A 9,885-nucleotide genomic window follows, 5' to 3' on the forward strand; every position below is an offset into this window, starting at 1 on the left:
ACTCTGTTATGTTGCAACCAAAACGCATGAAGTTCCGCAAAATGCACAAAGGCCGTAACCGCGGTCTTGCAAAAGGCGGAAACGTAACTTTCGGCGAATTCGGTCTTAAAGCTACTGGTCGTGGTCGACTTACTGCTCGTCAAATCGAAGCAGCACGTCGTGCAATGACTCGTCACGTTAAGCGTCAAGGTCAAATCTGGATCCGTGTGTTCCCAGACAAGCCGATTACACAAAAGCCGCTTGAAGTACGTCAAGGTAAAGGTAAAGGTAGCGTTGAGTATTGGGTTTGCCAAGTACAACCAGGCAAAATCCTTTATGAAATGGCTGGAGTTCCTGAAGAATTGGCACGTGAAGCATTCAGCCTAGCTGACTCTAAGCTGCCAATTTCTACAACTTTCGTAACTAAGACGGTAATGTAATGAACGCTAGCGAACTGAAACAAAAAAATGTTGAAGAGCTAAATGAAGAGTTACTTAACCTATTACGTGAGCAATTTAACTTACGTATGCAGTTAAGTACTGGACAACTAGCACAAACGCATTTAATCAAAAATGTACGTCGCGATATCGCGCGTGTTAAGACCATCCTGAACGAAAAGGCGGGTGTATAATATGAGCACTATTCGTACTGTACAGGGTCGTGTTGTTAGCAACAAAGGTGATAAAACTATCGTTGTTGCAGTAGAACGTAAAGTGAAACATCCGTTATACGGTAAGTTCATCAAGCGTACTACTAAACTACACGCACATGATGAGAATAACGAATGTCAACTAAATGATGTTGTAACTATTCGTGAAACTCGTCCAGTGTCTAAGCTTAAAACTTGGGCATTAGTAGAAGTATTAGTAAAAGCTTAATTTTAAGTTTATACTGATATAGTTATCTACTTGTTATAACGGCTCCTTTTAGGGGTCGTTTGTTTTTTAGTCTATTCCCGTTGCTTTTTTCAAAGCCGTGGTGTTATAATGCGCCACCTCTTGAGAGAGAGCGGACTCATTTAATTCATGTTGGATTAAATGAAATTATTGCGGAGCACTAATAATGATCCAAATGCAGTCTACGTTGGACGTAGCCGATAACTCAGGCGCACGTCGCGTTCAGTGTATCAAGGTCCTAGGTGGTTCGCACCGCCGCTATGCGCGTGTTGGTGACATCATCAAAGTTACTGTTAAGGAAGCAATTCCTCGCGGTAAAGTAAAAAAAGGTGATGTTCTAAACGCAGTGGTTGTGCGTACTAGGTCAGCAATCCGTCGTACAGACGGTGCAGCTATCCGTTTCGACCGTAACGCAGCAGTTATGCTTAACGCTAACGGCGCGCCGATCGGTACTCGTATCTTTGGCCCAGTTACACGTGAACTTCGTACTGAAAAGTTCATGAAAATCGTATCTCTGGCACCAGAAGTACTATAAGGAACGAAAATGGCAGCTAAAATTTTAAAAAATGATGAAGTTATCGTTGTTGCAGGTAAAGATGCTGGTAAACAAGGCAAAGTTACTGAAGTAAGAGCAGACGGTAAAATATTCGTTGAAGGTGTTAACCTTATCAAGAAACATCAAAAGCCAAACCCACAATTGGGCGTAGCTGGCGGTATTATTGAGAAAGAAGCAGCTTTAGACGCATCAAACGTGGCACTATTCAACCCTGCAACAAGCAAGGCTGATCGTGTCGGTTTCCGATTTGAAGACGGCAAAAAAGTTCGTTTCTTCAAATCTAATAATGAACTTGTTTAATTGGAGTTAACTGTGGCGAAACTGCATGAATACTACAAAGAAACGGTAGCGACTGAACTTAAAACTAAGTTCGGCTATAAATCTATCATGCAAGTCCCTCGGATTGAAAAGATCACCCTTAATATGGGTGTGGGCGAAGCAATCAATGACAAAAAAGTATTAGAAAATGCTGCTGCTGATATGGCTGCAATTTCTGGTCAAAAGCCATTGATTACTAAAGCTCGTAAATCCGTTGCTGGCTTTAAAATCCGTGAAGGATATCCTATTGGTTGTAAAGTTACTCTACGTGGTGAGCGTATGTGGGAATTCCTTGAGCGCCTAATCGGCATCTCAATTCCACGTATTCGCGATTTCCGTGGCCTGAACCCTAAATCGTTCGATGGTCGTGGTAACTACAGTATGGGTGTTCGCGAGCAAATCATCTTCCCAGAAATCGATTACGATAAAATCGATAAAATTCGTGGTATGGACATTACTATTACTACGACTGCAAATTCTGATGAAGAAGGTCATGCTCTGCTGACTGCCTTTAATTTCCCATTCCGTAAGTAAGGTAGGGTCATGGCTAAGCAATCAATGAAAGCGCGCGACGTAAAACGCGCGAAGCTAGTAAATAAATTCGCTGAGAAACGTGCTGAATTAAAAGCAATTATCTCTGGCGTGAATACTTCAGACGAAGATCGTTGGAATGCAGTTCTTAAATTGCAATCGTTACCTCGTGATTCTAGTGAGAGTCGTCAGCGTAATCGCTGTAACATCACTGGCCGCCCTCATGGTTACCTACGTAAATTCGGTTTAAGCCGTATTAAACTACGTGAGCACATGATGCGTGGTGAAGTTCCAGGTCTTAAAAAGGCTAGTTGGTAAATCACTAATTTCGGGAGTATACGATAATGAGCATGCAAGATCCTATTGCGGATATGCTAACACGCATCCGTAACGGTCAGTCAGCCTCTAAGGTTGCAGTTAAAATGCCTTGTTCTAAGCAGAAAGTTGCACTAGCAGCTGTGCTTAAAGAAGAAGGTTACATTAATAGTTACGCTGTTTCAGGTGAAGTGAAAGCTGAACTTGAAGTGACTTTGAAGTATTTCGAAGGCAAAAACGTAATTGAAAAAATTGAGCGCGTTAGTCGCCCAGGTTTACGCATCTACAAGGGAAGTAATGATCTTCCTAAAGTGATGGGTGGCCTAGGTGTTGCTATCGTTTCTACTTCTAAAGGCATGATGTCTGACCGTGCAGCTCGCAAAGCTGGCATCGGTGGCGAGATCATCTGCTACGTTTCTTAAGGGGTTATATATGTCTCGTGTTGCTAAAGCACCAGTTGCCATCCCTGCAGGCGTAGAGATCTCTCTAAATGGTCAGGAAATCACTGTTAAAGGCCCTAAGGGTTCTTTAACTTCTGTTGCTCATGTTGGCGTTGTTGTTTCAATTGCTGATGAAAAAGTTTCTTTTGGTCCTGCTGAAGGCGTAAAAGATGCTTGGGCACAAGCTGGTACAGCTCGTGCTAACGTGAATAACATGGTTAAAGGTGTAGCTGAAGGGTTTACTAAAACTCTTCAACTAAATGGTGTTGGTTACCGTGCAAATGTTAAAGGTTCAGATGTGAATCTAACATTAGGTTTCTCACACCCTGTAGTTTATAACCTTCCAGAAGGTATTACTGCAGTTTGCCCAAGCCAAACTGAAATTGTAATTACTGGCGCTGACAAACAATCTGTTGGTCAAGTTGCAGCTGATATTAGAGCATTCCGTCCGCCTGAACCTTATAAAGGTAAAGGTGTTCGTTATTCTGATGAAGTTGTGCGTCGTAAAGAAGCCAAGAAAAAGTAGGGTAATACTATGGATAAGAAATCTGCACGTCTTCGTCGCGCAACTCGCGCACGTAAGAAAATGCAAGAATTGGGTGCTACACGTTTAGTGATTAACCGCACTCCAAACCATACTTATGCACAGGTTATCACACCGAATGCGGAAGTATTGGTTTCTGCTACAACGACAGAAAAAGCAGTTCGTGAAATGATCAGCTATGGCGGTAACGTTGAAGCAGCTAAAGTAATCGGGAAACTGGTTGCAGAGCGAGCTATCGAGAAAGGCGTTACTAAAATTGCTTTCGATCGTTCAGGTTTCCAATATCACGGTCGTGTTGCAGCATTAGCTGATGCCGCTCGTGAAGCTGGCCTTCAGTTCTAGTCAGGAGTAGGAAATGTCTAAAGTTGAAAACCAAACAGGTGATCTGCAAGAGAAATTAATTGCAGTTAATCGTGTTTCAAAAGTTGTTAAAGGTGGTCGTATCTTCAGTTTCACTGCTCTTACAGTAGTGGGTGACGGTAACGGTCGCGTTGGTTTTGGTTATGGTAAAGCACGTGAAGTACCAGCTGCTATTCAAAAAGCAATGGAAAAAGCGAAACGCAATATCGTAAGCATTGAACTAAATGGTGTGACTCTTCAACATCCAGTTAAGGGTCGTCATTCTGGTTCTAAAGTATTCATGCGTCCAGCATCAGCTGGTACAGGTATCATTGCCGGCGGTGCAATGCGTGCAGTACTAGAAGTTGTTGGTATCCATGACGTACTTTCTAAATGTTACGGTTCTACTAACCCAATTAACGTTGTACGAGCTACAATTGGCGCGCTTACTGGTATGTCATCACCAGAACAAATCGCTGCTAAACGTGGTCTACCTGTTAAAGAAATTCTGGGGTAATAAACCATGGCTAAAATTAAAGTAACTCAAACTAAAAGTGCAATCGGTCGTTTACCTAAACATCGTGCAACACTTGTTGGTTTAGGCCTTCGTAAAATCAACCACAGTGTAGTATTGGAAGATACAGCATGTGTACGTGGTATGGTTCACAAAGTAGCTTACATGATTAAAGTGGAGGAAGCGTAATGTTTCTAAATACTCTATCTCCAGCAGCTGGTTCTAAGCCAAACGCTAAACGTGTAGGTCGCGGTATCGGTTCTGGTCACGGCAAAACTTGTGGTCGTGGTCATAAAGGTCAGAAGTCTCGCTCAGGCGGCGGCATTCGTCCTGGCTTTGAAGGCGGTCAAATGCCTTTGAAACAACGTTTACCAAAATTTGGTTTCACTTCACGTAAACAGCTGGTAACAGCTGAAGTACGTTTGAATGAAATCGCTAAAGTTGAAGGCGACGTTGTAGATCTAAACACGCTTAAAGCAGCAGGTCTTGTTACAAAAAACATCCTGTTTGTTAAAGTTGTTTTATCTGGTGAAATCACTCGACCAGTTACAATTCGTGGCATTAAAGCTACGAAAGGTGCTGTTGAAGCGATTGTTGCTGCAGGCGGTCAAATCGAAGGATAGTACAAATGGCTAAGAAACCAGGATTGGATACGAATAAATCGCAAGGTGGCTTATCAGAATTGAAAAGTCGTTTATGGTTCGTGTTGGGTGCAATTATTGTATTCCGCGCCGGCTCTTTTGTTCCTATTCCTGGTATTGATGCCTCTGTACTTGCTACGCTTTTTGATTCGCAAAAGGGTACCATCTTAGAAATGTTTAACATGTTCTCTGGTGGTGCACTTGAGCGTGCGTCTATTTTTGCGTTGGGTATTATGCCGTATATTTCGGCCTCTATTATCATACAGTTATTAACTGTAGTTAATCCTACACTTGCCGAATTGAAAAAAGACGGCGATGCAGGACGACGTAAAATTAGCCAGTATACCCGTTACGGAACATTGTTCTTAGGTACTTTTCAAGCTATTGGTATTGCAAAAGGCTTACCTAACATGGTTGATGGACTTGTCCATAATCCAGGGTTAAGTTTTTACTTTACTGCTGTAGTTAGTTTAGTAACTGGTACTATGTTCTTAATGTGGTTAGGTGAACAAATTACCGAACGCGGTATTGGTAATGGTATCTCAATATTAATTTTTGCAGGTATTGTTGCTGGTATGCCGCCAGCTATCGGACAAACGATTGAGCAGGTTATCGATGGTAATCTTCACGGTCTGTTATTGTTAGTGTTAGCTGGTGTTGTTTTTGCTGTTACATATTTTGTTGTATTTGTAGAGCGCGGTCAGCGTAGAATTGTGGTAAACTACGCAAAACGCCAACAAGGACGACGTGTTTTTGCAGCTCAAAGCACGCATTTACCGTTAAAGCTTAATATGGCTGGTGTTATTCCAGCTATTTTTGCTTCGAGTATAATTTTGTTTCCTGGAACGCTTGCACAATGGTTCGGTCAGAACGAAGGTTTATCTTTCCTTACTGACATTTCCTTGGCTCTACAGCCAGGACAACCTTTGTATGTAATGCTTTATGCAGCAGCAATTATCTTTTTCTGTTTCTTCTATACTGCGTTGGTATTTAACCCACGCGAAACAGCAGATAACTTGAAAAAGAGCGGGGCGTTCATCCCAGGTATTAGACCAGGCGAACAAACTTCAAGGTACATAGATAAAGTAATGTCACGACTAACTCTAGCGGGTTCTTTGTACATTACATTTATTTGTCTAGTACCATTGTTCATGACACAAGCTATGGGTGTGCAGTTCTATTTCGGTGGAACGTCATTACTTATTATGGTTGTGGTAATCATGGACTTTATGGCTCAAGTTCAAACCCATTTGATGTCTCATCAATATGGTGATGTACTTAAGAAAGCTAATTTAAAAGGCTAAGGCCATTAAATTAGCTTGAGCATGTCCTATAACAGTTACGGAGTAAGAAATGAAAGTTCGTGCATCTGTTAAAAAGATTTGTCGTAATTGCAAAGTGATCAAACGTCACGGCGTAGTACGCGTAATCTGTGTTGAACCAAAGCATAAACAACGCCAAGGTTAAGCAATTTAGAGGCTTGAGTTAGATTTTATAATCTTTTTCAAGTTTCTATTGCAATATATCTCTCTTCTGAGTATCCTTACGGGCTTTTCGAAGAGAGCAATCTTTTTTTTTAACACCTTAAGTGGAGTGGTATAGTGGCCCGTATAGCCGGCATTAACATTCCTGATCAAAAGCATACAGTCATTGCCCTGACTGGTGTTTTCGGTATCGGCGCAACACGTGCGAAAGCAATTTGTGTAGCAACTGGTATCGCTGAAACAGCTAAGATCAGAGAGCTAGAAGAAGCTCAACTAGAACTTCTTCGCGAAGAAGTAGGTAAATACACTGTAGAAGGTGACCTACGTCGTGAAGTAAGTATGAATATCAAGCGATTGATGGACCTCGGTTGTTACCGTGGTATTCGTCACCGTCGCAGCTTACCTCTACGTGGTCAACGCACTAAAACAAATGCGCGCACCCGTAAAGGTCCGCGTAAAGCTATCAAGAAATAGGAGCTGACGAGTAATGGCTAAAACCCCAACTCGCGCTCGTAAGCGCGTTAAAAAGCAAGTTGCTGACGGTATTGCACACGTTCATGCTTCTTTCAACAACACTATTGTGACAATCACAGATCGCCAAGGTAATGCTTTATCTTGGGCAACTGCAGGCGGCTCAGGCTTCCGTGGTTCTCGTAAGTCAACTCCATTCGCTGCGCAGGTTGCTGCTGAGCGTGCTGGTGAAATGGCTAAAGAGTATGGTCTGAAAAACTTAGAAGTTATGGTTAAGGGCCCTGGTCCTGGTCGTGAATCTTCTATTCGTGCATTGAATGCGATTGGTTATAAAATTACTAACATCACTGATGTTACACCAATCCCTCACAATGGTTGTCGTCCACCTAAAAAGCGTCGCGTATAACGTTTTTAGGAATATTGGAGAAAGAACATGGCTAGATATTTGGGCCCAAAGCTCAAGCTTAGTCGTCGTGAAGGTACAGATCTTTTCTTGAAAAGTGGCGTACGCGCGATTGAATCTAAGTGTAAAATTGATAACGCACCTGGTGTACATGGTGCTCGTAAACCTCGTCTATCTGACTACGGTTTACAACTACGTGAAAAGCAAAAAGTTCGTCGTATGTACGGTGTACTTGAAAAGCAATTCCGTAACCTATATAAAGAAGCTGCTCGTCTAAAAGGCAACACAGGTGAAAACCTACTTGCTTTATTAGAAGGCCGTCTAGATAACGTTGTTTATCGTATGGGCTTTGGTTCTACTCGTGCGGAATCGCGCCAGTTAGTAAGCCACAAAGCAATCGTTGTAAACGGTAAAGTTGTAAATATCCCTTCTTACAAAGTGAAAGTTAACGATACAGTTAGCATTCGCGAGAAGGCTAAGAAGCAAGCTCGTATCGCATCAGCTCTAGAAATTTCAGAGCAGCGTGAGAAAGCATCTTGGGTTGAAGTTGACAGTAAGACACTTGAAGGCGTTTTCAAACGTGCTCCTGAGCGTTCTGATCTGTCTGCAGACATCAACGAACAGCTTATTGTTGAACTTTACTCTAAGTAAAGTTAACTTCATAAGAGAGGACATACATGCAGGGTTCTGTAACAGAATTTCTAAGACCAAGACTTGTTGATATTGAGCAAATTAGCTCAACACGTGCCAAGGTAACACTTGAACCGTTAGAGCGTGGCTTTGGCCACACTCTAGGTAATGCTTTACGTCGTATTCTACTTTCTTCTATGCCAGGTTGTGCTGTAACAGAAGTTGAGATCGATGGCGTACTCCATGAGTACAGCAGTAAAGAAGGCATTCAAGAAGATGTTCTTGAAATTCTTCTTAACTTGAAAGGTCTTGCAATCAAACTTGAAGGCAAAGACGAAGCGTTACTAACTTTAACTAAGTCAGGTACAGGTCCTGTATTGGCAGGTGACATCACCCATGATGGTGATGTTGAGATTGTAAATCCAGAACACGTGATTTGTAATTTAACCGGTCAAGCAGATATCAGTATGCGTATTCGTGTGGCACGAGGCCGTGGTTACGTACCCGCTTCTACACGTGTACACGCTGATGATGAAGAGCGCCCTATCGGTCGTTTGCTTGTTGATGCTGCATTCAGCCCTGTAAGCCGTATTGCTTACAATGTTGAAGCTGCTCGAGTTGAGCAACGTACTAACCTTGATAAGTTAGTAATCGATATGGAAACTGATGGAACATTAGATCCTGAAGAAGCTATTCGTCGTGCTGCTACAATTTTGGCTGAACAACTTGATGCCTTCGTTGATCTTCGTGATGTAACGGAACCAGAGCAGAAAGAAGAAAAGCCAGAGTTTGATCCGATACTGCTACGTCCTGTTGATGATTTAGAACTTACTGTTCGTTCAGCTAACTGCCTTAAAGCAGAAGCTATTCATTATATTGGTGATCTTGTACAGCGCACTGAGGTTGAGTTACTTAAAACACCTAACCTTGGTAAGAAATCTTTAACTGAAATTAAAGATGTTCTAGCGTCACGTGGTCTTTCTCTAGGCATGCGCCTAGAAAATTGGCCGCCAGCAAGTATCTCGGACGAATAGTAAACACTAGTCAAAAGATTTTTGTAAGAAGGATAAGTTCATGCGCCATCGTAAGAGTGGTCGTCAACTAAATCGTAACAGCAGCCATCGTCAGGCTATGTTCCGTAATATGGCATGTTCTTTAGTTAGTCACGAGATCATTAAAACGACTCTGCCTAAAGCTAAAGAACTACGTCGTGTAGTTGAGCCTCTAATTACACTTGCTAAAACGGATAGCGTAGCTAACCGTCGTCTAGCATTTGCACGTACCCGCAGCGATGAAGTTGTAGGTAAACTATTTAAAGAATTAGGCCCACGTTTCGTAAACCGTTTAGGCGGTTATACTCGAATCTTAAAATGTGGTCTACGTACTGGCGATAAAGCTCCTATGGCTTACATCGAACTAGTAGATCGTCCAGCTGTTGAAGCTGCTGACGAAGAATAGTTTTAAATAGTATTAAAAGCCAGAGCTCACGCTCTGGCTTTTCTATTTCTAAAACCCCATTTTTCTTTCTTCTTCAATTACCAATCATCCTATTCGACTCGCACCTTTCTTTTTTAGATTTCGAAACTTTTAGCTACAATACCTATTACCTCTCCGATTAAACTTTCAATATTATATATACCTATTTATGCGCATTTTTAGCTGCAAATAATGCAATTCGTTATTTTTAAGCAGTTTTGGCTGATAAAGTTACTTAAAGTATGCTTTTTGTACTAATTTGTTTTTTTTAATAATTTCTAATTTTAGCGCTTGCCAATGTGATCTAAATCTCTATAATGCGACCTCACTGACACGGCAACAGCCGCT

20 protein-coding genes are annotated in these 9,885 nt (G+C 41.9%); all 20 read left to right on the forward strand.

What is annotated here, in order from left to right; genetic code table 11:
- The first annotated feature begins 8 nt into the window (after positions 1 to 8).
- The 20 genes from rplP to rplQ all read left to right on the forward strand — a co-directional run bounded on the left by rplP (position 9) and on the right by rplQ (position 9,519).
- Positions 9 to 419 carry a 50S ribosomal protein L16 gene (gene rplP / locus A923_RS0120615; RefSeq protein WP_017223591.1) on the forward strand — a complete coding sequence of 137 codons (411 nt, stop codon included), beginning with the start codon at positions 9 to 11 and terminating at the stop codon, positions 417 to 419.
- Positions 419 to 610, forward strand: coding sequence for a 50S ribosomal protein L29 (rpmC, locus tag A923_RS0120620; RefSeq protein WP_017223592.1), 192 nt, complete (start codon positions 419 to 421; stop codon positions 608 to 610). Before rplP ends, rpmC begins: the two co-directional genes overlap by 1 nt.
- Position 611: 1 nt before the next feature.
- Positions 612 to 857 (forward strand): 30S ribosomal protein S17, encoded by a 246-nt coding sequence (gene rpsQ / locus A923_RS0120625; RefSeq protein WP_017223593.1) that lies wholly within the window; start codon positions 612 to 614, stop codon positions 855 to 857.
- Between the two features lie 184 nt (positions 858 to 1,041).
- Complete coding sequence (rplN, locus tag A923_RS0120630; RefSeq protein WP_017223594.1) at positions 1,042 to 1,410, forward strand: 50S ribosomal protein L14; 369 nt, start codon at positions 1,042 to 1,044, stop codon at positions 1,408 to 1,410.
- A 9-nt stretch (positions 1,411 to 1,419) separates the two neighbouring features.
- Positions 1,420 to 1,731, forward strand: coding sequence for a 50S ribosomal protein L24 (rplX, locus tag A923_RS0120635; RefSeq protein WP_017223595.1), 312 nt, complete (start codon positions 1,420 to 1,422; stop codon positions 1,729 to 1,731).
- Positions 1,732 to 1,743: 12 nt separating this feature from the next.
- Complete coding sequence (gene rplE / locus A923_RS0120640; RefSeq protein WP_017223596.1) at positions 1,744 to 2,283, forward strand: 50S ribosomal protein L5; 540 nt, start codon at positions 1,744 to 1,746, stop codon at positions 2,281 to 2,283.
- Between the two features lie 9 nt (positions 2,284 to 2,292).
- Positions 2,293 to 2,598 (forward strand): 30S ribosomal protein S14, encoded by a 306-nt coding sequence (rpsN, locus tag A923_RS0120645; protein ID WP_017223597.1) that lies wholly within the window; start codon positions 2,293 to 2,295, stop codon positions 2,596 to 2,598.
- A gap of 26 nt (positions 2,599 to 2,624) precedes the next feature.
- A complete protein-coding gene (gene rpsH, locus A923_RS0120650; protein WP_006034609.1) occupies positions 2,625 to 3,017 on the forward strand; it encodes a 30S ribosomal protein S8 in 393 nt (130 codons plus the stop codon).
- 10 nt (positions 3,018 to 3,027) lie between these two features.
- Complete coding sequence (gene rplF / locus A923_RS0120655) at positions 3,028 to 3,561, forward strand: 50S ribosomal protein L6 (RefSeq protein WP_017223598.1); 534 nt, start codon at positions 3,028 to 3,030, stop codon at positions 3,559 to 3,561.
- Positions 3,562 to 3,570: 9 nt separating this feature from the next.
- On the forward strand, positions 3,571 to 3,921 hold the full coding sequence (gene rplR / locus A923_RS0120660) for a 50S ribosomal protein L18 (protein ID WP_006034611.1): 351 nt from the start codon (positions 3,571 to 3,573) through the stop codon (positions 3,919 to 3,921).
- A 13-nt stretch (positions 3,922 to 3,934) separates the two neighbouring features.
- Entirely contained in the window at positions 3,935 to 4,435 is a 501-nt protein-coding gene (gene rpsE, locus A923_RS0120665; protein WP_017223599.1) for a 30S ribosomal protein S5, read from the forward strand.
- Positions 4,436 to 4,441: 6 nt separating this feature from the next.
- Positions 4,442 to 4,621, forward strand: a complete 180-nt coding sequence (gene rpmD / locus A923_RS0120670; RefSeq protein ID WP_017223600.1) for a 50S ribosomal protein L30 — start codon at positions 4,442 to 4,444, stop codon at positions 4,619 to 4,621.
- Positions 4,621 to 5,055: a 50S ribosomal protein L15 gene (rplO, locus tag A923_RS0120675; protein WP_017223601.1), complete on the forward strand. Its 435-nt coding sequence runs from the start codon at positions 4,621 to 4,623 to the stop codon at positions 5,053 to 5,055. Before rpmD ends, rplO begins: the two co-directional genes overlap by 1 nt.
- 5 nt (positions 5,056 to 5,060) lie before the next feature.
- On the forward strand, positions 5,061 to 6,377 hold the full coding sequence (secY, locus tag A923_RS0120680; RefSeq protein WP_017223602.1) for a preprotein translocase subunit SecY: 1,317 nt from the start codon (positions 5,061 to 5,063) through the stop codon (positions 6,375 to 6,377).
- A gap of 49 nt (positions 6,378 to 6,426) precedes the next feature.
- Entirely contained in the window at positions 6,427 to 6,540 is a 114-nt protein-coding gene (gene rpmJ / locus A923_RS0120685; RefSeq protein ID WP_011770886.1) for a 50S ribosomal protein L36, read from the forward strand.
- 134 nt (positions 6,541 to 6,674) lie between these two features.
- Positions 6,675 to 7,031 (forward strand): 30S ribosomal protein S13, encoded by a 357-nt coding sequence (gene rpsM / locus A923_RS0120690; protein ID WP_017223603.1) that lies wholly within the window; start codon positions 6,675 to 6,677, stop codon positions 7,029 to 7,031.
- Between the two features lie 13 nt (positions 7,032 to 7,044).
- A complete protein-coding gene (gene rpsK, locus A923_RS0120695) occupies positions 7,045 to 7,434 on the forward strand; it encodes a 30S ribosomal protein S11 (protein ID WP_017223604.1) in 390 nt (129 codons plus the stop codon).
- Positions 7,435 to 7,461: 27 nt separating this feature from the next.
- Positions 7,462 to 8,082, forward strand: coding sequence for a 30S ribosomal protein S4 (rpsD, locus tag A923_RS0120700; protein ID WP_017223605.1), 621 nt, complete (start codon positions 7,462 to 7,464; stop codon positions 8,080 to 8,082).
- A 26-nt stretch (positions 8,083 to 8,108) separates the two neighbouring features.
- Positions 8,109 to 9,095: a DNA-directed RNA polymerase subunit alpha gene (locus tag A923_RS0120705; RefSeq protein ID WP_017223606.1), complete on the forward strand. Its 987-nt coding sequence runs from the start codon at positions 8,109 to 8,111 to the stop codon at positions 9,093 to 9,095.
- Positions 9,096 to 9,135: 40 nt separating this feature from the next.
- A complete protein-coding gene (gene rplQ, locus A923_RS0120710) occupies positions 9,136 to 9,519 on the forward strand; it encodes a 50S ribosomal protein L17 (RefSeq protein WP_017223607.1) in 384 nt (127 codons plus the stop codon).
- Positions 9,520 to 9,885: the final 366 nt, after the last annotated feature.

The sequence above is a fragment of the Moritella dasanensis ArB 0140 genome (genome assembly GCF_000276805.1).
Lineage (GTDB): Bacteria > Pseudomonadota > Gammaproteobacteria > Enterobacterales > Moritellaceae > Moritella > Moritella dasanensis.

What these genes read in the sequence shown, in the direction of transcription:
- rplX (WP_017223595.1), top strand. Translation starts at nt 1,420, where the DNA reads ATGGCAGCTAAAATTTTAAAAAATGATGAAGTTATCGTTGTTGCAGGT.
- secY (WP_017223602.1), top strand. Translation starts at nt 5,061, where the DNA reads ATGGCTAAGAAACCAGGATTGGATACGAATAAATCGCAAGGTGGCTTA.
- rpsD (WP_017223605.1), top strand. Translation starts at nt 7,462, where the DNA reads ATGGCTAGATATTTGGGCCCAAAGCTCAAGCTTAGTCGTCGTGAAGGT.
- rplF (WP_017223598.1), top strand. Translation starts at nt 3,028, where the DNA reads ATGTCTCGTGTTGCTAAAGCACCAGTTGCCATCCCTGCAGGCGTAGAG.
- rpsQ (WP_017223593.1), top strand. Translation starts at nt 612, where the DNA reads ATGAGCACTATTCGTACTGTACAGGGTCGTGTTGTTAGCAACAAAGGT.
- rpsN (WP_017223597.1), top strand. Translation starts at nt 2,293, where the DNA reads ATGGCTAAGCAATCAATGAAAGCGCGCGACGTAAAACGCGCGAAGCTA.
- rpsH (WP_006034609.1), top strand. Translation starts at nt 2,625, where the DNA reads ATGAGCATGCAAGATCCTATTGCGGATATGCTAACACGCATCCGTAAC.
- rplR (WP_006034611.1), top strand. Translation starts at nt 3,571, where the DNA reads ATGGATAAGAAATCTGCACGTCTTCGTCGCGCAACTCGCGCACGTAAG.
- rpsK (WP_017223604.1), top strand. Translation starts at nt 7,045, where the DNA reads ATGGCTAAAACCCCAACTCGCGCTCGTAAGCGCGTTAAAAAGCAAGTT.
- rplP (WP_017223591.1), top strand. Translation starts at nt 9, where the DNA reads ATGTTGCAACCAAAACGCATGAAGTTCCGCAAAATGCACAAAGGCCGT.
- rpmJ (WP_011770886.1), top strand. Translation starts at nt 6,427, where the DNA reads ATGAAAGTTCGTGCATCTGTTAAAAAGATTTGTCGTAATTGCAAAGTG.
- rpmC (WP_017223592.1), top strand. Translation starts at nt 419, where the DNA reads ATGAACGCTAGCGAACTGAAACAAAAAAATGTTGAAGAGCTAAATGAA.
- rpmD (WP_017223600.1), top strand. Translation starts at nt 4,442, where the DNA reads ATGGCTAAAATTAAAGTAACTCAAACTAAAAGTGCAATCGGTCGTTTA.
- rplQ (WP_017223607.1), top strand. Translation starts at nt 9,136, where the DNA reads ATGCGCCATCGTAAGAGTGGTCGTCAACTAAATCGTAACAGCAGCCAT.
- A923_RS0120705 (WP_017223606.1), top strand. Translation starts at nt 8,109, where the DNA reads ATGCAGGGTTCTGTAACAGAATTTCTAAGACCAAGACTTGTTGATATT.
- rplN (WP_017223594.1), top strand. Translation starts at nt 1,042, where the DNA reads ATGATCCAAATGCAGTCTACGTTGGACGTAGCCGATAACTCAGGCGCA.
- rplO (WP_017223601.1), top strand. Translation starts at nt 4,621, where the DNA reads ATGTTTCTAAATACTCTATCTCCAGCAGCTGGTTCTAAGCCAAACGCT.
- rpsE (WP_017223599.1), top strand. Translation starts at nt 3,935, where the DNA reads ATGTCTAAAGTTGAAAACCAAACAGGTGATCTGCAAGAGAAATTAATT.